This is a genomic window from Mesonia oceanica, from assembly GCF_902499555.1.
Taxonomy (GTDB): domain Bacteria; phylum Bacteroidota; class Bacteroidia; order Flavobacteriales; family Flavobacteriaceae; genus Mesonia; species Mesonia oceanica.
The window spans coordinates 1-20,171 of record NZ_CABVMM010000020.1; the positions used below are offsets into that span (position 1 = coordinate 1).

Sequence of the window (20,171 nt, forward strand, 5' to 3'; positions counted from 1 at the left end):
CCCTATCCCTAAAGCGGGTGCAAATATACAACCCTTTTTCCTCTAAAAACAAACTTTTCTTTAAGTTTATTTTAAGCTTTTTTAACCTTAGCGGGTAATGCCTTAATTTCCAGAAGCATTGAACCCCAAAAAAATTACTACAAAAAGAAGTTCCACACCAAACCAAAGCGGATCACAAAGTCACGGTAAGGTTGTGAGGGGGCAGAGTAGTTGTTGTTTCCCTCGAATATTGTAGAGAAATTCTCTAATTTCAAGAATATTCGAGTTTGGTCTACTTTACCATTAAAAAAGAAGTCAGCCCTATAAAAACCACCTAGTTCTTGTTTATTTTGCACATAAAACTCTGCTAGAACAGGATCATAGCCATCTGCCATAAAACTGGTAAAATAATTAAATGTAAAGCCCATATTAAGATAAAGTGCTTTATTGAACCAGTAATCTTCATAATAGAAAGAATGCCTAGTTACAAAATCTGGTACACGAAATACTTCTTCACCACTAAAAACATTTTGATACATTATGGTATTATCCAAACTAAATCTCCAGTATTCAAATTTTCGACTGGCTTTAAGTTTAAGGTAACCTATATTCCCATTGTATTGATATGGGGTAATCAATGTATCTGCTTCTGTCCCCTCTACTTCATTATCCCTCAATCCGAAATAAGTATAATTATTAATTTGACTTAGACTAGCGGAAACGTTCGCTATTTTTTTCGATTTTAAGTCAATATTTAAATCTTGCTTTTGGACGTTATCAAAATTGTTATACCAATTGTAATTTACATAATCACTTTGATAGAGTAGAAAGTTAAAATTTGGAGCACTAGAATTAATAACCAAAGAAGCATCGACTTTATTATTTTCATCTAAGCGGTAACCGGCATTTGCTTTTAGGTAATTTCCCGAGAACTCATCAGAAAGGTTAACCATAGCATCTCCGGAAAGCTGAAAGCCTCCTATTTTCTTTTTATACCTTCCGCCTACAGAAAACACATCTCCTTTTAACCGATTAGGGATAACTCTAGCAGATTCATTTAAATCACCTAATATTAATTTTTTGCTATACCCATAATTATAATTACTGTACTTAGCCTGAAAGGTCAACTCTCCCAAAATAGTATTTTGATATTGTGCATAGACCAAATTGGAAACCCGCTGATATTCTACTTCGTCTCGAAGGTTAGTGTTTTTATAGGAAGCTCCAAATCCAGCAAAAGGGGTATTTTGACTGTACCTATATTCTTTATCTGTAAAATTTAATTGATGCCCTATTCTTATTTGATTATTTTCTGTAGAATCATTTCCTTTAACGACTTTGTAGTTATGCTTTAAGAAAAAACGTTTGGTATAAAGCATATTTTCAGCATCTTTAAAATTAACCGGCAATAACGATCGGTCATCAAACTCTTCTTCTTTTGAACGGTAACTAATATTTCCTTGGCGCGTTAACCCACCGTTTTCCTCATTACCGGTATCTTGTGATACAAAATGCGTTTTTAAATCGTAACGATTGTTTTTAGTCTGGTAATTCACCGTAAACCGGAAAGCTCCTTGACTCGACATTACATGTTGGTACTTTCCTAATGAACGCAATCCACGATAAGCAATTGAGATGTTAAGTCGCGGCGTCATATTGGTAGTAAAAAAAGCATTTACATTTTGCCCTTGCTCGAAAGTAGTTTTAAAAAACAGTTCGGTTAAAGGGGTAGGTACATGGTAATAGAAAATATCATCTACCTTATAATAACTAAAATGTTTAGCCCGCGCCCCTATGTCCGGCAATAAATCTACCTCATCAAAATTATAAGCTAAAGAAGTATACGCGTGCCCAACATTGGCAAAAGACAATAATTCAAAATTATCTTTCCGCAAATAATTAAACTTATAGTCTTTATAGATGGTAAGTGTGGTATCTACATAAGTAGTATCATTTTCTACCGAAATAATTTTATAATCTTCAATAGGGGGTTTTTCCCGATTGTCGATTACTGTTTTTTGAGGATCGCCAATATCTCTATTGGAAGTATTTCCCATTACACCTCCTCCATCTCTGCGTAAATCAACTTGCGAAAATCCTTCAGCAGAAAAAAGAATAAGTAAAAGTATAATTGTGTATCTCACCATAAATCTGATAACTGCGGCAAAAGTATAATTTTTTAACGAATGTAAATTTGAATAATTGCCAAAGAATGACAAGAACAAGCAAAATGTTTAAATTTGCGGTATGCTTAAATTAAAATGTAAGGTAGATTTAATTGAATGCGGTACCGATGAAGCCGGAAGAGGTTGCTTGGCGGGACCGGTTACCGCTGCTGCCGTAATCCTAAAAGATGATTTTAAAAATGAAATTTTAAATGATTCCAAACAGCTTTCTGAAAAAAACAGGAATAGTTTACGAAGTCTTATTGAAAAGGAATCGCTTTGTTTTGGGGTTACGCATGTGATGATGGAAGAAATCGATGAAATTAATATCTTAAACGCTTCTATTTTAGGAATGCACCGTTCTATAGAAAAATTACAAACATCCCCCGAACATATTGCAGTAGATGGCAATAAATTTAAACCTCTTGGCGATATCCCTTACGAGTGTGTGATAAAAGGCGATGGTAAATTTTTAAATATTGCTGCCGCTTCCATACTTGCTAAAACATATAGAGATGAGTTTATGGCAAAAATTCACGAGGAATTTCCCATGTATAATTGGAAAAAGAACAAAGGTTATCCTACACGTGAACATCGGGAAGCTATTCAAAAATATGGTATTACTAAATATCATCGAAAAAGTTTTCGGTTATTACCGGATCAGCTTAGCCTAGAATTATAACCGACTTTAATTTTTGTTTAACAGAAAAGACCAACAATCCTACTAATTTTATAAAAAAACTGATATTTCTTATGAAGAAAATCCTCTTGTACTTTGCATTAATAATTAGTTTCATTGCTTGTGAAGAAGAGACCAAAGCTCCGTCTGAGCTTTTCAGTTTTATCCCGCCCAATACGGCGGTGATTTTAAAAAGTGATAATTTAAAGGATTTTACTGAAGCAATTGCTGAAAATGATTTGTTGACGAATAACAACAAATCCAAAGCTTATTCGGTTTTTAAAGAACCTCTTCAAGTTTTACAGTATATTACTTTAAGTAAGGAGAGTTTGATTTGCTTTAATAAAGTAGGCAGAAAAGAAATTGCCGTTACCTTGCTTACCGATGAAGAACCTAGTATTCAATTGGATAGTATTGCTAATAAAAAAGTAGAAACCTTTAAATACGACAACAGCGAAATTAAAAAATACACCTTGGAAGGCATTGAAACATTCAGCACCAAACTGAATAATATTTTCGTGTATAGTTCTTCTAAACTGGTTTTAGAAAATATTATCAGGATTTTTGATAATCAGTTACCACAAGACCCCACCTTAGAGAAAATTTACCAAGCTGCTTCGGGAGATCATTCCTTTTTTATTAATCATGAAGAGTTCAATAAAATTTATCCTTTATTCTTTCCGAACGGGAGTAGTCGTTTTTTAGCTAATTTTTCAGATTGGACGGTACTTGATTTTGAAATTGATGAAGATGAGATCCATTGGAATGGAGTTTCTTCAGCAACTATCCAAAACCAGCGTCTACTAAATTTATTTCAAGGGATTGAACCGCAAACCAATGAAGTAGCCGAAGTAGTTCCTAATAATGCCTTAGGCTTTTCTTCCTTTAGCTACGATAGTTTTGAAAATTTAAAGGCAAATTTAACTGAGTTTAAATCCCAAGATTTGGCTCCGCTAAAAAATGAAAGTCTTTTTAATGCAGTACAAGAAGTAGGAACTATTTATTTTGAAGAAGAAAAAGCTATTGTTTTAAATACCATTGATGCCACCATTGCCGCTGATGCATTAGTAGCATATCGAGATGTAGCTGAAGATTTTCGAGGGATTGATATTTTTCATTTCCCGGATAGTGATAATTTATATGAAGCCTACCAACCGCTTATCAAACAGAAAAGTCTAAAGTTTTATGCACAGATTGATCATTTCTTCGTGTTTGCTAATAATTTAACCACGCTCGAAAACATCATTGCCAATTACCAAAACAGAACGGTGCTGGCCAATTACCCTGCTTATTTAAACACCAAAGATGAACTTAGCGATGAAGCTTCCCTTTTATTTGTAGGAATTAACGAAAATCTAAAAGAACACTTAGCTCATCAAGTAGAAGCAGATTTAAGTAAAGACGTACAAAATTTAAAACTTGGTGATTTTAAAGTAAGTGCCTTACAATTTATTTACGATAATAACTTTGCTCATGTGAATGCACTTCTTCAAAAATCTGAAGCTAAGAATACAGGACAAAGTATTAATCAAATTACCAGTATAAAATTACCAGAAGCCATAGCCAATAGACCTCAATTTGTAAAAAACTGGGGGACCAAAGAAATGGAAATTGCCGTACAAGATGAAACGAATGTACTTTACCTTTATAAAAACAATGGTGAATTGCATTGGAAAAAACAATTGGACAGTAGAATTGTAGGCGATATTCAACAAATAGATATTTATAATAATGGTAGGTTACAACATATTTTTGCTACGCAAAATCAAGTTTATATTTTAGATAGAAATGGAAATAACGTAAAGCCTTTCCCTAAAAAATTCAATAACACCATTACGCAAGAACTTTCTGTTTTTGATTACGATAATAACAGTAAGTATAGATTTGTAACCACTCAAGGTAACCGGGTAGATATGTTTACCAAAGAAGGAAAAGACGTAAAAGGCTTTAAATTTTCTAAAACAGATTCTGAAATCCTACAAGCTCCAAAGCATATTAGAATTGGAAGGAAGGATTACATTTTGGTAAGCGAAGCAAACGGAAATTTACATATCTTAAGCAGGACCGGTGAAACCCGTGTTCCTACTCAAAAAGAATTTCAATTTTCTAACAATAAATGGTATCAGTACCAAAACCTATTTACCACCACCAATTTAAAGGGCGAATTGGTACAGGTGAATGAAAGTGGAAAAAACACGAAGAAAGATTTAAAACTTACCGAAAATCACAACTTGGTGGCCAATAATACTATTCTCGTCACTTTTAATGAAAACGAATTGAGCATCAACGGGAAGATTGTCAATTTAGATTATGGCTTATACACCGAACCTCAACTTATCGAAATAAACAATAAAGCTTACATCGCTATTACGGATACGCAAACCAGTAAGGTTTATGTTTTTGATAAAGATGCCAATTTAATTTCTGGGTTTCCGGTATATGGTAATTCTCAAATAAGCTTGGCGAATATGGATAACCGCGGAAAGTTAGAATTCTGCGTAAAAGGGGAAGATAATAGCGTATTGATTTATCAGATGAATTAGTTATTCTTGAATAATCTCTGCTTCAAAAAGCTCAGCAAAATGTTTGAGCAATTTTTCTTTCACTTCAGGAATGCTCACTTCAGCTTTGCCTAATTCAACATTTAAAGAAGTCACGGCCTTTCCTTTAATTCCGCAAGGAATCATATTGTCAAAATAGCCTAAATCTGCATTTACATTGAGGGCAAAACCGTGCATGGTCACCCATCTACTGGCACGAACACCCATCGCACAAATTTTACGGGCAAAAGGCGTTCCCACATCCAACCAAACGCCGGTTTCCCCCTTGCTTCGTTCCGCTTTGATGTCATATTCAGCTAAGGTTCTAATCACCATTTCTTCAAGGAAACGGAGGTATTTATGAATATCGGTAAAAAAATTATCCAAATCTAAAATGGGGTAACCTACAATTTGTCCGGGACCGTGATAAGTAATATCCCCTCCCCGATTCACTTTATAAAAAGTCGCATTTTTAGTAGCGAGTTCTTCTTCAGAAATTAAAAGATTCGAAAAATCACCACTTTTCCCTAAGGTGTACACATGCGGATGTTCTACATAAAGAAAGTGATTTTGAGTAGGAATGTTTTGATGTTCCTTTCGGTTGCTGCTTTTAATTTGAAGTATTTCCTGAAATAGTTCTTCTTGAAAATCCCAGGTTTCTTTATAATCTTTTACTCCTAATTCTTGTACAGCGACCTTCTTGTTCATCGATTTGGATTGTTTAAAATGATGAGTGCAGCGATGACGCCGGGTATCCAACCTAAAAGTGTGAGAATAATCACGATTAGCACTGAACCGCAACCTTTATCTAAAACTGAAAGCGGAGGAAATATAACCGCTAAAATAACTCGCCAAACACTCATTTGCCTGCAAAGTTACAATTAATTTTTTCAGTTAAAAACAAAAAACCTCAACACCAAAAGTATTGAGGTTTTTAAATTTCTATTGTTATAAAGATTTAATCGTATTTCAACGTCACCCTGAATTTATTTTCAGGGTCTCCTATTTAAAATCTTATTTTATTCAACAATTAATTTTCTTACTATTTCTGATTCTCCTGAATGAAGTTGAAGAAAATAAACTCCACTGGATAATTCAGAAATATTTAGTTGATTCGATAGTTCTAATTCTTTTGCCGAAAAAGTTTTCACTAAGTTTCCTTGTACCGAATAAATCTTTGCACTTTCTAAATCAATTGAATTTTCAGCTACCAAATTTACGATTCCTGAAGTTGGGTTGGGATAGATAGAGAAATGAGCTCTTTCAAATGCATTTACTGCTAAGGCAACTTCAGCATCTAAATAATCTGGGATACCATTATTATTGATATCGTCATCGATAGGGTCACCGTTATTGTTGTAATCTTCATCGGCAGTTAAAATCCCATCACCATCATCGTCATCGTCCAAATAATTAGGGATGCCATCGCCATCGGTATCGTCATTCGCTAAATTCCCGTCACCTTCATTGATATTATCAAAAGGCCTGTCTTCTTCATCCAAATCATCCCCTACATCTTCTCCTTCATTATCTACTAAATCACCGTCTTCATCTTCCTCACAAGCTACTACTTCTATTGTAAAGGAAGTAAGGCTATAACAATCACTTCCTGGATTTCCAACTTTCACATAAATTTCTTGTGGATTGCTAACATTGGTATAAGCTTCAGAATTACTTAACGGATTTACATTTGATTGTGCATCAAATTCATTAATAAAATAATATACTTCTAAATCGTCTGTTTCTGAATTCTCTAAAATAGTATCTTCTGATTCGGTTAAATCAAAAATTGAGAAATCACCATCCTCGCTACAATGTACAATCCCTACATAAGGATTTGCTGGCGGAGTTAGGTATACATATAAATCGACCATTGCAACCGTAAACTCTCCAGCGCTTAAATCTTCTACTCTCACATACAGCACTTGATGAAATGCTTCTGTATTTTGAAACGAAGTAGGATCTGAAATTTCATTTGCAGGACTTTCGGCATCCATTTGAGTTAAGTGATATGTAAGTTGAAAGTCTTCATTGGCTTGCCCATTTAGAATAACATCTTGCGTAATGGTCAAATCAAAATAAGCATATCCATCATTATCGTCATCACAAATTTCCAACATAGCATCATTCGCAACTACTTGCGAAAACATGAGTAAAGGAAAGCACAAAAATAAAAGTAGTAATTTTTTCATCATATAATTTTTCATGTTAGTATATAGATTAAACAGCCTTCTAAAAAAAACTCCTACTTTTAAATAAGCTTTGTTTTGTTTTTTTGATTGCTAACTTCTTAGTAATTATCTTTGCCCCTTCAAAAAAACAGAAACTGAATTATGCAATTATCTGAACAAGAACTTGTACGTAGGGAAAAACTGAATTCCCTTAGAAAAATGGGCATCAATCCTTATCCGGCAGATTTATATCCGGTCAATCACACGACTACTAAAGTGAAGCAGGAGTTTGAAGAAGGTAAAAAGGTGGTGATAGCAGGGAGGTTAATGTCTAGAAGGATACAAGGAAAAGCTTCGTTTGCAGAATTGCAGGATTCTACCGGACGTATTCAAGTGTATTTTAACCGGGACGAAATTTGCCCAGAGGATGATAAAACCCTCTACAACGATGTCTATAAAAAGTTATTGGACATTGGTGATTTTATTGGAATTGAAGGTGAGTTGTTTACCACCCAAGTAGGTGAAAAAACGGTGATGGTTAAAAACTTTACCTTGTTAAGCAAGTCTTTAAAACCACTTCCGCTACCAAAAGTAGATAAAGAAGGAAACGAATTTGATAAATTTAATGACCCGGAACTGCGTTACCGTCAGCGTTATGCAGATTTAGTGGTCAACCCAAAAGTAAAAGAGGTTTTTGTAAAACGCACCAAGCTTTTTGCAGCAATGCGAAATTTCTTTAATGAAAAAGGTTATTTTGAAGTAGAAACGCCAATTTTACAATCGATTCCCGGTGGAGCGGCGGCCAGACCTTTTGTAACCCATCACAATGCCTTAGATATTCCTTTATATTTAAGAATTGCGAACGAATTGTATTTAAAGCGATTAATTGTAGGTGGTTTTGATGGCGTTTACGAGTTTTCTAAAAACTTTAGAAACGAAGGAATGGACAGAACTCATAATCCAGAATTTACCGCCATGGAAATTTATGTAGCTTACAAAGACTACAATTGGATGATGGAATTTACTGAAAAACTCCTAGAACATTGCGCTATTGCCGTTAACGGAACTACTGAAGCTACTTTTGGGGAACACCAAGTAGATTTTAAAGCACCGTACAAACGCGTGACGATGACTGATGCGATTAAGCAATTTACCGGTTTTGATATCACTGGCAAAACGGAGGAAGAACTTCGCGAAGCTGCTTTAGGAATGGATATCGAGGTAGATGAAACGATGGGGAAAGGAAAACTTATCGATGAGATTTTTGGCGAAAAATGTGAAGGGAATTTTATACAACCAACTTTTATTACCGATTATCCCAAAGAAATGAGTCCTTTGTGCAAAGAACACCGTGACAATCCTGAACTCACTGAGCGTTTTGAGTTGATGGTCTGCGGAAAGGAAATTGCCAATGCATATTCTGAATTGAACGACCCTATTGACCAACGCGAACGATTTGAAGAGCAATTAAAATTGGCTGAAAAAGGCGATGATGAAGCTACGGAATTTATCGATCAAGATTTCTTAAGAGCTTTGGAATATGGAATGCCCCCAACTTCCGGATTAGGAATTGGGATGGACCGATTGATTATGTTCTTAACCAACAACCAATCCATTCAAGAAGTTTTATTTTTCCCACAAATGAAACCGGAACGTAAAAAGGTAGAGTTAACCGAGGAAGAAAAAACGGTATTGGACTTGCTCAAAAAGGAATCTCCACAGGAACTGAACAGTTTAAAAGACGCTTCTGGGTTGAGCAATAAGAAATGGGATAAAGCTCTAAAAGGCTTAAGAAAACACAAACTCGCCAAGGTTGAAAAAACCGATGAAGGTTTGTTTGTAGAGTTGGAATAATAGTCTCACTATCACCCTGAGCGGGTCAAAGGCTCTTTTAACAATAGACTTAAAAGGAATCATTTTTAACAGATTGGTTCCTTTTTTTATTTTAACGAAACAATACTTCTATTTAACCTCAAAAAATAACCTTTTATCTTTTTTAATTTTACTGAAATATAAAATGAGCTAAATTAATTCAAAAAAAAGAAGATGGCTAAAATTAAATCTTTACAGGACTCGTTTCAACGGGTAGAATTAATCAAGCAATACCAACTATTAGTGGCACTTTCTAACGATTTCAGTCAGTTAGATCCTTCAGAAAGCGATTATTTAGCTTACGAAGCAAGTAAAGTTTACCTGAAATTAAATTTTCTGTTTAATTAAGGAAACTAACTTCTAAAAAGCTTTTCTCGATACAAGGTTTTAAAAATCCAAGATGTTGAGAGAAAACACTTCTTGATACAATTCATTTACATTTCAGGAATTACTCGAAGTGATTTCAACCAGTTTTGAAGTTATAAAGAAATACACCGAATTAATAAATATATTTATATTAGTTCGCATGAATGTACTTCCCAAACAAAATTCACTTACCTATTCTTACTTTAAAGTGAGTAAGTGGTTATTGGTAGCATTTATTCTTTTTATTATTGAGTCTTTTCTGTATTATGAACAATTGGAGCGAGTATTACTTCAAGAAAACTATGTTCTCCAAGTATTTTGGGGAGGTTGTTTTATATTTTCATTTGTCCATATATTTTTAGTAATCATGGATAGTTGGTCGCGATTTCAGAATTACAAAAGGTTAAAAGATCAATTGTACACCTATAGTTTTCAACCTAAAATCGCCAACAATTATTTGGTTTCTAAATGCCAACGAAGAGCCTTAAAAATAGCTTGTAATGAACTTGGACTTTCCCACGAATACCATCGGTTTCTAGAATTACGTGGAGTTAAATGGCATCATTTTATACCGTATTTTATGGTTCAAGATCCTTTCTTTTTATTAAAAAAACATTTTTGGAATCGTACTTTTTTAGAGAAATACTATGAGCCCAAGTATGATTTTAGAAAACTTACTCATGAAAAAGAGAGCGAATTTCGCCCTCTTTCCAGCTAAAAATTTATTTACTTTCATTATAAAGCTTTAAATCCCTTACATTTTTTTGCACGGTGATAGAAGCATATAAACTTAGCGTAAACGCCATTCCGTAAAAACCTTTTTCACTTAGCGCTAAATCGGCATTCCATAACCCAATAATCAAAAGAAGAATCGAAACAAATGTAGTGATCCAACTTATCGTGTGATATGCCTCAGTAACGGGAATTCCTTCCTGTTTATCTCGAACGCTTTTTTGAACGGAGATCACAGAAAACAATCCAAAAATTAGGATGGCAAAATAGTATCCCTTTTCATTTAGCCACATATTAGCATTCCAAAGGCCTATGCAGTAAGCAACCATTCCTACAAAAAGTGCTACCCAAGATGCGGTTACAAAAGCAGATGTTGGTTTTCCGGTTTCAAAGGAAGTATTCTTTTTTTCTGAAAGCTTTTTTGAAACTAATTCTTGATTTTCCATAATTCAGTTTTTTTTGAATTCATTTTCAAAATTCCTAACAAAACCTTGAATAGAAAACACAAAATTATTTTATATCTTACGACTAATTTTCAATTAAACAAACAACAAAGTACTATTATTCAGTAATTTAAACTTTAAAAAACCGATGCTATTTTGAAGGAAATCTCTAACATCATCCATTTGCTTTCCCAACAAGAAATAAATGAGTTTAAAAAAATTCAACAACAAAAAAATAAGATTAGATCGAACAAAAACCTTGAATTATTCAACTTATTAGCTTCCGGAAAATCAACTTCAGCTATTCTTGATAAAATTTATTCTACCCCTAATCCAAATGCTTTTTATGCCCTTAAAAAAAGATTACAGGATAACTTAACAGATTTTATTGCTCAAAAAGGATTTGAGCAGGAAAACTCCGTAGAACAAGAGTTACTCAAAGGTTTATTAGCCGCAAGAATATTTTTTGAAAACAACTTAACCAATCTAGGTTTTAAACTACTCTGGAAAATAGAAAAGAAAGCTATTGATTTTGAACTTTATTCCATTTTAAATGAAATTTACCTAAGCGCACTCCAACATATTCATTTATCAAGTACAGCGAATTTCGAAAAAGTTTCTCTAAAGGCTCAACAGAATTTTAAAAAGGTAGAGATGGAGTTTCGATTGTCGTTGGCCTATGCCAAAATTGAAAATAACTTAGCAAAAACAACCGATATCGATGGTTTAATTAAGTCTGCCTTTCAAGAGCATCAAATTGAAATTTCAAAAGATTTAAGTTACAAATCACTCAGTAAACTATTCCATATCTTTCATATAAAAGGAAAATATGAAATCAATTATTTTACTATCAGTAATTATTTAATTTCACTTTATCAAGAAATCGAAAATAAAGAAAAACTCAACCAAAAGCATTTGTTTTACCGGCTAGAGGTATTAATCATTATGAGTTATTCTGCCTTTAGAAAAAGAGATTTTGAAGAATCTTTTGAATACCTAAAAAAAATTAAAAGTATTCTCGAAATGAATAACCATAAATTTCAAGAACAATTTCAGGAAGATTTGATTTTACTGGAAGCTTATTATCTAAATTTCACCAATCAAGCTTCCGCAGCTATTGATGTTTTAGAAAATTATAAAGACCAATCTTTCTTCAAAGATTTATTTCTCATCACATGTTACTTACAACAAGGCAGAAAGAAAGAGGCTTATAAAAAATTACTTCAACTGAACAAGTCTGATCATTTTTATGAAAAAAAATATGGATGGATTTGGGTGATCAAAAAAAACATGATCGAATTGATCTTATTAATTGAATTAGATAAACTAGAGGTTTTTTCTTCCCGGATTCATTCTTTTAAAAGGAAAATCTTCCCAAAGTTTACTACTACTTCCAACAACAATATTGTTTTATTTATTAAAGCAATTGAATATTACGATAAAGGCGAACTGGAAAAAGTAGCAAAGAAAATAGAGCAAATTAAAGATAATAGTTCTCCACACGAGGACGTATTTAATCTTTGCTTTTATGCTTGGTTAGTAACTAAGATGGAAAAATCTAACTTGCTTTATGAAAACACACTACATCTCATAAAAAATTAAATCGTTATGGAAGTTTAATCTTTTTATACTATTTTTAACCGATTAACTTAAAAACCCAAAGTTTTATGAAAAAGATATTGACAGTTTTCTCCATAGCATTAGGTCTATTTTTATGTACTTCTGTAGCCCATGCTCAAGATAAAGAGAAAATAAAAGAAAAAGCTAAACAAGAAGCTTACTCTTTAAGCAAGGATTTAGGTTTAGATAAAGCACAACAACGTAAAGTTGCTGAAAATTATTATAGCTATTATTTGAATACAGAGACAGAATTATCTGAAAAAAAATTAAAAGCAGACAAGGAAACTTATCTTCAAAACAAACAAAAGTTTGACAAATCATTCCATAACAATATGGAAAAAATATTATCTCCTGTTCAAATGAAGAAATTTGAAGAAAAATACAACAAAGAAATCAGTAAAGGAGACATTAAAAAAATCAAATAATTTTTTTAAAAAAAGATTAAAGCCGACTTATCAGTCGGCTTTTTTTATGTGCTGTTGGTAATAAAATGCGGGAATTAAAAGCAATATTAATAACGGCTGGATTAAAAACCTTCTTACATAAAACAATAAGAAATGTAAGTCTATCTCCATAGTAGAAATTAAGTATAAGAACACAGGAGCCAACACCAGTAATAGCAATCCGTAAATTACCAATGAAAATTTCAGTACTTGTTTAGAAAATAGTAAGACCAGAATGAATAGTGAAATAGATGTATTGAGTAAATACCGAGCTATGGTAGCAAAAAACAATTTCCATAAATTAAACTCCGGTGCTGCAGAAAGGTGATAGTTTCCCTTGAAAAATTGCAACAAAGGATCATAGAACAGTTCTCCTTCAAAAAACCTAATCATTGCTAAGGCAACAAAACCTAAAAACACCAACAAATATTTTAGGGAATTAGGCATGTTCGGCTTTTTTATAATTAGCAGCTATTTTCACCCAAACAATCCATAAAACAAAAACACTTCCATAGATAATGGCCGGGAAAACCGTACCGTGTAGCAACTCCCCCTTTTCAGGATATTTATAAAGACCTATTGCCAATAGTGCGATTCGCAAAACATTCATCACATAAATAATTACACTTCCTGCCAATATATAAAGCAGGGTCCGTTTAAAATCGGCATGAAAAGCAATTACAAAACTTACAAATAAAATGATAACACTTACTGCATTACAGCCTTCCACAATTCTTGCTAAGTAACTTTTTTCTACGTATAATTTCATCGAAGGTTCGGTGGGATGAGGCTCTATATGAGATGCATAACCTATGGTATTAATTACCACTTCGGTTTGTTGCGATACCAAATGGGTGATGTAATCGGGATAGTAAACTTCAGAAGTACTGGAAGCTAAATAAAATTTATAAATTCCGGCCAATACCAAATAGCATCCTATAAAAAGGACTAGAAACTTGATAACGGCTTTATTTTTCCTAAAAAGTTCTTTCAAATTTATTTATTTAAGAATCACAAATTTATATAAATAAGCATTCCTATTTGATTAAATAATAAATACTTTTGCCTAAAATTTAGCTATGACCCATCAAGAATTAAAACCAAAAGTTCAAGAAATACTGGCCGAAAGTCAACTTTCTGTAGAGCACCGTTTAGAAGAAATCTGCAACTTACTTCGTGATAACATTGCTTATTACGATTGGGTAGGGTTTTATTTTAAAAACGGAGATAAAAACGAATTGAAATTAAGCTCTTATGCCGGTGAGCCTACCGATCATACAATTATCCCATTTGGGAAAGGTATTTGCGGGCAAGTAGCCGAATCTAACAGTAATTTTGTGGTGCCCGATGTAAAGGCTCAAGACAATTATATCGCGTGTAGCATCACGGTAAAAGCTGAAATTGTGATTCCGTTATTTGTAAATGGAGAAAACATCGGACAGATTGATATCGATTCCAACACCATCGACCCTTTTACGAAAGAGGATGAAAAGTTTCTAGAGTTTGTAAATGCTGAAGTAGCAAAGGTTTTAGAGTAAAGTTTTCTAGGTTAGGTATTTGTGATGATTCTTTGGAATTCAATCCTATTGCAGCAGTAATTGGATAAACATCTGAAAATCTCTTATTAAAAATATGCTATTGAGTTAATTTAAAAAGAAATTGACGACTTCTTTTTATTGATTTTCCGCTGCCAATAGGCGATCATAAAACTACCAATAATCCCCGGAATAAACCAACCATAAATGCTAGGGAAAAATTTGTTTACCACCACAAATGCAGTGGTTGCAGAAATATAGCCTCCCAACATTTTACCTAAGTGTAATTTCAGCCACATTTTTCGCAATCGCTTAGGATTTTTATATAATCTTAAATCTTTTATGGAGAATGTAATCCCCACAATTGCGAAGACAAAAAGCACTACATCTATATTTTTTGTGAGTAGAACAGGAAGTAAAATCATTAAACTTCCTGTCGCAATCATAATTACCGCTATCCATTTATCAAGGGTTAAGACAGGGTCTTTTCTTTTAAATTTTAAAGCTCTATTTCCTGTGAATACAAAATATAAACTAAAAATCCCTACAGCGAATAAAAACGGGCTTTCATGATTGGGTAGAACAGCAATGACCAATGCTGTGATTCCAGATAACATCATGGAATAGAAAAAAACTAATCCAGCTTTTCTATGAAGTGTTTTTCCTTTTTTGGCAATGATAGCTAGTAATCCTGCAAGTAAGGCTATGCCACCAAATGCAGCATGAAAGTAAATTAAAATTTGTATCGCTTTTTCCATTTTTATTGGTTTTAACGATTCAAAAATCAGTGAATAAAATCACTTCAACTATTTTCTATTTCCGAGTTGTTATTTTTTGAGGATGAATTGTTTTTCAAATATTCAAACACTAAAAATATATTTTATAAGTAAATGAAGAGTTATTTACTGCTTTCTTTGAAAATTTTTTGGTTCATTATGTTTATTTTTCGTTTTCAATTAACCAATCTAGACTTTGCTCAAAGTATTTTTTCAAAGATTTGTTCAGAAATTGACCGTAGTCTATTTTTTCATTTCTTTCTTTTGACAACCAAGCCATCGCATAAGCTATAATTTGTTCCGGCAAATATCCTTGACTACTTGATTGCCATCCCAATCCTTGTGAGATAAACTGGAAACGAGAATTACCTATAAAAATTCCGAACCCATAAGTAATTGCCGTAAAATCTGTTAAAAATTCATCATTCTCTTCTACTCGATTTTCTCCTAATAAAATTTGATGAGCCAATTCGTGAGAAATCGTCGCAATCAATGAAATCGGATTTTTTAATTGTTTACGTTCAATTGAAATTGTTGTATCGTTTTCAAATTGTTGATAAATTCCACTTGCACTTTTCCAACTGCCACTGATGTCAGCCGGTGTTGTCAAAATTGTACCATCATCCATTTCAATTGGTGAATCAGAGAAAAAATCTAGTTTTAAATTCAAACCACCAATACCCATTAACTCCTTTGTCCTTTCAAGTATAAACTCCGCATCCTTTTCAGTTCCATCAAAAGTTCTTTCATAAAAATCTTTTGTAGGAGTTACTGTTCGGATTTCCATAAAATGTTCTTCTCCAAATTCCGCTCGTAACCAATTTAAGTCTTCATCAACCCAAATTTTGTCTTCTTCAGTTATTGGCAATTTCTTATTTTTATTCCAGAACATTGAATAGTTAATTTATAGATATAAAAGCTCTGATTACAAAATAGTTAAAGTTTTATCTTTTCTTTTACAATTGAAAGAATTTCATCCCACTGGTTTTCATGAATTTCTGATTTACTAATAATGTAAGAAATACCATTTTTAGCATGTAAATCAATAAATAAGGTATCTTCTATTAGCCTATAACCTTTAAAAGCGAACCACTTAAGTTTTGCCTCATGTTTATAATCAGAATAACCTAAATAGTCATTAGTAAACTCGAAAACATTAATATTATTCTCGTATCCTTCAATTTCAGTTTGAACTTCTTTAAAATACCTTTTTTTATTTTTTGAATAATGCGCCCAAAATTGATAAAAATTCACCAAGTAATGTATTCCTAACCCAATAAAAAGAAAGCCCATATTATCTTCACCAAATACAATGAGGCTTCCAACAGTAACACTTATAATTCCAAAAATTATTCTTCGTTTATTGACTTTTAAATTTTCTTTCCATACTACATCAAAATTCAATTTATGTTGATGATAGAGTATATTTTTATTGAATGGTGTTTTTAGTATCATTTTTAATATTAATCTCTATTTGTGTGTTACTTCAATTATTTGTGCCTCTCCAATTTTCATCTTTCCTTCATGAATCCACCAAAGTCTATCTTTTTGAATAAAGTCAGTTTTGCTTTTATTTCAATTTATCATTTTATCTTTGAATTGATTCGTGTAAAATTTTTAGACCAAAATTGTTTCTAGCTATACAGAAAAAATCATAGTTGATAAATAGATTCATTCTATACTTTCAAAATAATTTTCAATTTCTGATTGTAATTTATTTATTTCAATCATCGAATCGTATACTAATCCATCCTTTTTAAGCTTAATTAGTTCATCCGAAATTTCTTCTCTTTCCTTATCTTTACCCATAAATTCTACTTTATTATTTATAGTTGCAAATAAAGAACTCATTTTTTTCTCAGCTCTTACATAAGCATTTACTTCATCAAGAATACCTGTAAGTTTGCCAAATTCCTTTTTTATATTATTAGGCAAAATATATCTTTTAAGTATATAATTTTCAATTACCTTAGCGAATGCTTTACCCCAATCTTCAAGGAGTAAATTTAGCTTTTCCGGTGAAGCCTTCTTAAGTTCTATTTCTACTGAAGCAGTATATATTAACAATTCAGACAATATAGGGTACAATTCATTTAAAGCCTGTACTTGTAATTGATTATATTTCGAAAATTTAATTTCAGATTTTTTCAGCTCATTCTTAAATTTCTCAATTTTTTTTGAAACTAGAATTGATTGAATAACTTGAATTAGTGCAATAATAACTGTGAATGCAATTAATATTATTAAATGATATTTTTTAAAGTCAGAAAAATATTCATCAAGAGCTTCTTTAATTAAATTGTTCATTTCCTATTTAATTTTCACTTTATCACTTAAAAATTAATATCAACCAAATATAACTGTTCCCACTAATAAATCAAAAACCAACGATAAACTCACCTATCTCCTACAACCTAATATCCATAACCTATTAGTCGACGTAAAACAAATCTGCCGCAATGCCATCGCTTAAAAATTTTCCTTTTTTAGTGATTAAGACTTTATGGTTTTCTTCTTTTAGTAATCCTTTTTCAAAAAATACTTGGGACTCTTTTTCAAAGTAGAGTGCGAGGGGTTTTCCAAAGAGTTCTTCAATTTCCGCTAGATTTACTCCAAATTGTGTCCGCAAGCGTGTCATCACATATTCGTTGTAGCGATCGGCTAAGCTCAACTCTTCCACTTCTGCAGGAACAATTCCTTGCTGAATGGTTTTGATGTATTTGGTGTTGTTATTCACATTCCAACTGCGATGTTCTCCATCAAAACTGTGTGCGGAGGGACCAATACCCAAATAGGGTTTTCCTAACCAATAAGCGGTATTGTTTTGAGAGAAATAACCGGGTTTCCCAAAATTTGAAAATTCATAATTGATGAATCCGGCCTCTTCCAAAGTAGCTAACAAAATTTCAAAATGCGCTTTCGATTTATCTTCATCCACGGGTTGTACTTTTCCGGTTTCAATCATTTTCTTTAAAGCGGTTTTCGGTTCAACCGTTAGGGCATAACTCGAAATATGCGGAACTTCTAACGCCAATGCCTCTGCTAAATTCGCTTGCCAACGCTTGTTGCTCATTCCGGGAATGCCGTAGATTAAATCAATGGAAATATTATCAAAGTACTGTTTTGCCAATTGAATGGATTTCAGAGCTTCTCCTGCATTATGAGCGCGGTTCATTAATTGTAAGTCCTCTTCAAAAAAAGATTGCACGCCAATACTGAGTCGGTTAATGTTAGAATTCGCCAGCCTTTGTAAAACCTCATCGTTTAAATCGTCTGGATTGGCTTCTAAGGTAATTTCAGGATTTTCACATACGGGATAGTTTTCAAAAACGGTGGTTAGAATTTGGTTGATTTCTTCCGCCTCTAATAAACTTGGGGTTCCACCTCCAAAGTAAATGGTTTCCACACTTCCTTGGTTTTCAGTTTTACGTAGTTGAAGTTCTGTAAGTAAAGCTTCCACCAAATCTCCTTTCTTTTTCAGCGAAGTTGAAAAATGAAAATCACAGTAATGACAAGCCTGCTTGCAAAATGGAATATGTATATAAATGCCCGACATTATTGTTGTTCTAATTTATTTTTAGCTTCAATCCACTTCGACATATACTTGGTGCTCTGCAAGGTATGATGCATTAACATAGCGCCTAAAAAATTTTGATTGCGATGTTTTTGCAAATCGTTTTGAATCTTATTTAATTCTTCAAAAAAATAGTCTGCAAATCGGTTTTCCTGAAAGCGTTCGTTAATAATATTGAACCCATTTTGTTGTACTTTCTGCCAGCGCTTAGGCTTCTCGTAAATTTTAATCGCTTCTTCTGCAATGCTTTTATCTTCATTGGCTATTTCTCCCGGCCACGGATATTTTCCACAAATTCCTTCGGCGCCAATCGTAGTGGTTATGCTTGGAGTTCCTGCCAACATCGCATCGATAAACTTTCCTTTGATGCCGGCACCAAAACGTAAAGGTGCTAACAAAACCTTAGCCGTTTTTAAGACTTCTTGTGCATCTTCGGCTCGACCTTTTACAATAAAACCTCGTCGTTTATTTTGTAATTGTTCTACTTTTTGGCAAGCATACGCGCCATAAATCAACAAACGGGCTTTCGGAAGTTCTTTTCTAATGAGTGGCCAGATTTTTTCTTTTAAATACAGCACCGAATCCCAATTAGGCAGGTGTAAGAAATTACCGATAAACACAAAATCTTTCCGCTGCTCATAAGTGGGTAATTTATTGATTTTTTCTTCAGAAATGGAAGGCGCCAATAACGGGATGTAATGTAAGATTGACGGATTTACTTTAAACTTCCGTGCTAGCAAATCGACTTCTGCTTCAGAGATAATCAACGATAAATCACAACGTAAAATACTGGCAATTTCCCGTTTCGCTTCATCAGAATGTAAATCTTCCCGCATGAGCGTTCTTCCTTTTTTTAAGGCTTCGTAGCGTGCTTTTCTAAAAAAATGCAAATCTTCCGTATCTAAAATCCTTACGGCATCGGGACAATTTTCGGCCACACGCCAACCAAATTGTTCTTCCATCATAAAACGATCAAACATCACTACTTGTGGAGCAAGTTCTCTTACATAGGTATCAAAATCAGAAGAATTGGTTTTGATCTTTTTTTGGGTAATCCCCAATTCTTCAAAATTAATCGCATATTTACTCTCCTTCGCCGGACTTGCATAACTCACCTCCCACTCCTTTGCTAGAAAGAGTTTGATGAGTTGCATCATTCTACTACCGGCAGCAGAAGAAGTAGGTTCGGGCCAAACGTAACCAATAATGAGTAATCGCTTCATTTTATGTTTTTTTTCACAATAAATAAAAAGAAATGCTAAGCTATTCTTCGTAA

General features: G+C 33.1%; 21 protein-coding genes. 8 read left to right on the forward strand and 13 right to left on the reverse strand.

Annotated elements, in window-relative coordinates; translation table 11 throughout:
• Window positions 1–137: 137 nt before the first annotated feature.
• Entirely contained in the window at window positions 138–2,126 is a 1,989-nt protein-coding gene (locus FVB9532_RS18120) for a putative porin (RefSeq protein WP_228482390.1), read from the reverse strand.
• Window positions 2,127–2,226: 100 nt separating this feature from the next.
• Here FVB9532_RS18120 and FVB9532_RS18125 point away from each other — a divergent pair, with 100 nt between their 5' ends.
• Together FVB9532_RS18125 and FVB9532_RS18130 are read left to right on the forward strand one after the other, a co-directional pair.
• Window positions 2,227–2,826 (forward strand): ribonuclease HII, encoded by a 600-nt coding sequence (locus FVB9532_RS18125; protein ID WP_150546597.1) that lies wholly within the window; start codon window positions 2,227–2,229, stop codon window positions 2,824–2,826.
• 71 nt (window positions 2,827–2,897) lie between these two features.
• Window positions 2,898–5,366 (forward strand): NHL repeat-containing protein, encoded by a 2,469-nt coding sequence (locus FVB9532_RS18130; protein ID WP_150546598.1) that lies wholly within the window; start codon window positions 2,898–2,900, stop codon window positions 5,364–5,366.
• On the opposite strand, the gene lipB is transcribed toward FVB9532_RS18130, so the two are convergent.
• The 3 genes from lipB to FVB9532_RS18145 form a co-directional block, all read right to left on the reverse strand.
• Window positions 5,367–6,071 carry a lipoyl(octanoyl) transferase LipB gene (gene lipB, locus FVB9532_RS18135; protein ID WP_150546599.1) on the reverse strand — a complete coding sequence of 235 codons (705 nt, stop codon included), beginning with the start codon at window positions 6,069–6,071 and terminating at the stop codon, window positions 5,367–5,369. It lies immediately after the preceding gene.
• Window positions 6,068–6,226 carry a YqaE/Pmp3 family membrane protein gene (locus FVB9532_RS18140; RefSeq protein WP_150546600.1) on the reverse strand — a complete coding sequence of 53 codons (159 nt, stop codon included), beginning with the start codon at window positions 6,224–6,226 and terminating at the stop codon, window positions 6,068–6,070. The genes lipB and FVB9532_RS18140 overlap by 4 nt, the downstream gene beginning before the upstream one ends.
• A gap of 156 nt (window positions 6,227–6,382) precedes the next feature.
• Window positions 6,383–7,555: a T9SS type A sorting domain-containing protein gene (locus FVB9532_RS18145; RefSeq protein WP_194716578.1), complete on the reverse strand. Its 1,173-nt coding sequence runs from the start codon at window positions 7,553–7,555 to the stop codon at window positions 6,383–6,385.
• Between the two features lie 141 nt (window positions 7,556–7,696).
• On the opposite strand from FVB9532_RS18145, the gene lysS reads away from it, so the two are divergent.
• The 3 genes from lysS (at window position 7,697) to FVB9532_RS18155 (ending at window position 10,490) form a co-directional block, all read left to right on the forward strand.
• Window positions 7,697–9,388 carry a lysine--tRNA ligase gene (gene lysS / locus FVB9532_RS18150; RefSeq protein WP_150546602.1) on the forward strand — a complete coding sequence of 564 codons (1,692 nt, stop codon included), beginning with the start codon at window positions 7,697–7,699 and terminating at the stop codon, window positions 9,386–9,388.
• Window positions 9,389–9,580: 192 nt separating this feature from the next.
• Window positions 9,581–9,754: a hypothetical protein gene (locus tag FVB9532_RS19550; protein ID WP_194716579.1), complete on the forward strand. Its 174-nt coding sequence runs from the start codon at window positions 9,581–9,583 to the stop codon at window positions 9,752–9,754.
• A gap of 178 nt (window positions 9,755–9,932) precedes the next feature.
• On the forward strand, window positions 9,933–10,490 hold the full coding sequence (locus FVB9532_RS18155) for a hypothetical protein (RefSeq protein ID WP_150546603.1): 558 nt from the start codon (window positions 9,933–9,935) through the stop codon (window positions 10,488–10,490).
• 4 nt (window positions 10,491–10,494) lie between these two features.
• On the opposite strand, the gene yiaA is transcribed toward FVB9532_RS18155, so the two are convergent.
• Window positions 10,495–10,950, reverse strand: a complete 456-nt coding sequence (gene yiaA / locus FVB9532_RS18160) for an inner membrane protein YiaA (protein WP_150546604.1) — start codon at window positions 10,948–10,950, stop codon at window positions 10,495–10,497.
• 153 nt (window positions 10,951–11,103) lie between these two features.
• Here yiaA and FVB9532_RS18165 point away from each other — a divergent pair, with 153 nt between their 5' ends.
• Both FVB9532_RS18165 and FVB9532_RS18170 read left to right on the forward strand, forming a co-directional pair.
• Entirely contained in the window at window positions 11,104–12,549 is a 1,446-nt protein-coding gene (locus tag FVB9532_RS18165) for a hypothetical protein (protein ID WP_150546605.1), read from the forward strand.
• Between the two features lie 65 nt (window positions 12,550–12,614).
• Window positions 12,615–12,992 (forward strand): hypothetical protein, encoded by a 378-nt coding sequence (locus tag FVB9532_RS18170; protein ID WP_150546606.1) that lies wholly within the window; start codon window positions 12,615–12,617, stop codon window positions 12,990–12,992.
• Between the two features lie 30 nt (window positions 12,993–13,022).
• On the opposite strand, the gene FVB9532_RS18175 is transcribed toward FVB9532_RS18170, so the two are convergent.
• Window positions 13,023–13,457: an exosortase F system-associated membrane protein gene (locus FVB9532_RS18175; protein ID WP_150546607.1), complete on the reverse strand. Its 435-nt coding sequence runs from the start codon at window positions 13,455–13,457 to the stop codon at window positions 13,023–13,025.
• Window positions 13,450–14,004: an exosortase family protein XrtF gene (gene xrtF / locus FVB9532_RS18180; RefSeq protein ID WP_150546608.1), complete on the reverse strand. Its 555-nt coding sequence runs from the start codon at window positions 14,002–14,004 to the stop codon at window positions 13,450–13,452. The genes FVB9532_RS18175 and xrtF overlap by 8 nt, the downstream gene beginning before the upstream one ends.
• Window positions 14,005–14,089: 85 nt before the next feature.
• Here xrtF and FVB9532_RS18185 point away from each other — a divergent pair, with 85 nt between their 5' ends.
• On the forward strand, window positions 14,090–14,548 hold the full coding sequence (locus tag FVB9532_RS18185) for an XrtF-associated fRMsr-like GAF protein (protein ID WP_150546609.1): 459 nt from the start codon (window positions 14,090–14,092) through the stop codon (window positions 14,546–14,548).
• Between the two features lie 110 nt (window positions 14,549–14,658).
• On the opposite strand, the gene FVB9532_RS18190 is transcribed toward FVB9532_RS18185, so the two are convergent.
• From FVB9532_RS18190 to FVB9532_RS18215, 6 genes are all read right to left on the reverse strand, one after another.
• Window positions 14,659–15,303 carry a DUF2306 domain-containing protein gene (locus tag FVB9532_RS18190; protein WP_150546610.1) on the reverse strand — a complete coding sequence of 215 codons (645 nt, stop codon included), beginning with the start codon at window positions 15,301–15,303 and terminating at the stop codon, window positions 14,659–14,661.
• A gap of 181 nt (window positions 15,304–15,484) precedes the next feature.
• On the reverse strand, window positions 15,485–16,213 hold the full coding sequence (locus FVB9532_RS18195) for a hypothetical protein (protein WP_150546611.1): 729 nt from the start codon (window positions 16,211–16,213) through the stop codon (window positions 15,485–15,487).
• A 44-nt stretch (window positions 16,214–16,257) separates the two neighbouring features.
• Window positions 16,258–16,776: a hypothetical protein gene (locus tag FVB9532_RS18200; protein WP_150546612.1), complete on the reverse strand. Its 519-nt coding sequence runs from the start codon at window positions 16,774–16,776 to the stop codon at window positions 16,258–16,260.
• 216 nt (window positions 16,777–16,992) lie between these two features.
• Window positions 16,993–17,628, reverse strand: coding sequence for a hypothetical protein (locus tag FVB9532_RS18205; RefSeq protein WP_150546613.1), 636 nt, complete (start codon window positions 17,626–17,628; stop codon window positions 16,993–16,995).
• Window positions 17,629–17,752: 124 nt separating this feature from the next.
• A complete protein-coding gene (gene hemW / locus FVB9532_RS18210) occupies window positions 17,753–18,877 on the reverse strand; it encodes a radical SAM family heme chaperone HemW (protein WP_150546614.1) in 1,125 nt (374 codons plus the stop codon).
• Window positions 18,877–20,118, reverse strand: coding sequence for a glycosyltransferase (locus tag FVB9532_RS18215; RefSeq protein WP_150546615.1), 1,242 nt, complete (start codon window positions 20,116–20,118; stop codon window positions 18,877–18,879). The genes hemW and FVB9532_RS18215 overlap by 1 nt, the downstream gene beginning before the upstream one ends.
• Window positions 20,119–20,171 lie beyond the last annotated feature (53 nt).

Excerpts from the sequence above, each read along its gene's own strand:
- FVB9532_RS18190 (WP_150546610.1), bottom strand. The coding sequence starts at position 15,303 with ATGGAAAAAGCGATACAAATTTTAATTTACTTTCATGCTGCATTTGGT.
- FVB9532_RS18175 (WP_150546607.1), bottom strand. The coding sequence starts at position 13,457 with ATGCCTAATTCCCTAAAATATTTGTTGGTGTTTTTAGGTTTTGTTGCC.
- FVB9532_RS18140 (WP_150546600.1), bottom strand. The coding sequence starts at position 6,226 with ATGAGTGTTTGGCGAGTTATTTTAGCGGTTATATTTCCTCCGCTTTCA.
- FVB9532_RS18200 (WP_150546612.1), bottom strand. The coding sequence starts at position 16,776 with ATGATACTAAAAACACCATTCAATAAAAATATACTCTATCATCAACAT.
- lysS (WP_150546602.1), top strand. The coding sequence starts at position 7,697 with ATGCAATTATCTGAACAAGAACTTGTACGTAGGGAAAAACTGAATTCC.
- FVB9532_RS19550 (WP_194716579.1), top strand. The coding sequence starts at position 9,581 with ATGGCTAAAATTAAATCTTTACAGGACTCGTTTCAACGGGTAGAATTA.
- FVB9532_RS18125 (WP_150546597.1), top strand. The coding sequence starts at position 2,227 with ATGCTTAAATTAAAATGTAAGGTAGATTTAATTGAATGCGGTACCGAT.
- FVB9532_RS18205 (WP_150546613.1), bottom strand. The coding sequence starts at position 17,628 with ATGAACAATTTAATTAAAGAAGCTCTTGATGAATATTTTTCTGACTTT.
- hemW (WP_150546614.1), bottom strand. The coding sequence starts at position 18,877 with ATGTCGGGCATTTATATACATATTCCATTTTGCAAGCAGGCTTGTCAT.
- FVB9532_RS18155 (WP_150546603.1), top strand. The coding sequence starts at position 9,933 with ATGAATGTACTTCCCAAACAAAATTCACTTACCTATTCTTACTTTAAA.
- FVB9532_RS18145 (WP_194716578.1), bottom strand. The coding sequence starts at position 7,555 with ATGAAAAAATTACTACTTTTATTTTTGTGCTTTCCTTTACTCATGTTT.
- FVB9532_RS18170 (WP_150546606.1), top strand. The coding sequence starts at position 12,615 with ATGAAAAAGATATTGACAGTTTTCTCCATAGCATTAGGTCTATTTTTA.
- FVB9532_RS18130 (WP_150546598.1), top strand. The coding sequence starts at position 2,898 with ATGAAGAAAATCCTCTTGTACTTTGCATTAATAATTAGTTTCATTGCT.
- FVB9532_RS18195 (WP_150546611.1), bottom strand. The coding sequence starts at position 16,213 with ATGTTCTGGAATAAAAATAAGAAATTGCCAATAACTGAAGAAGACAAA.
- FVB9532_RS18120 (WP_228482390.1), bottom strand. The coding sequence starts at position 2,126 with ATGGTGAGATACACAATTATACTTTTACTTATTCTTTTTTCTGCTGAA.
- yiaA (WP_150546604.1), bottom strand. The coding sequence starts at position 10,950 with ATGGAAAATCAAGAATTAGTTTCAAAAAAGCTTTCAGAAAAAAAGAAT.
- FVB9532_RS18185 (WP_150546609.1), top strand. The coding sequence starts at position 14,090 with ATGACCCATCAAGAATTAAAACCAAAAGTTCAAGAAATACTGGCCGAA.
- FVB9532_RS18215 (WP_150546615.1), bottom strand. The coding sequence starts at position 20,118 with ATGAAGCGATTACTCATTATTGGTTACGTTTGGCCCGAACCTACTTCT.
- lipB (WP_150546599.1), bottom strand. The coding sequence starts at position 6,071 with ATGAACAAGAAGGTCGCTGTACAAGAATTAGGAGTAAAAGATTATAAA.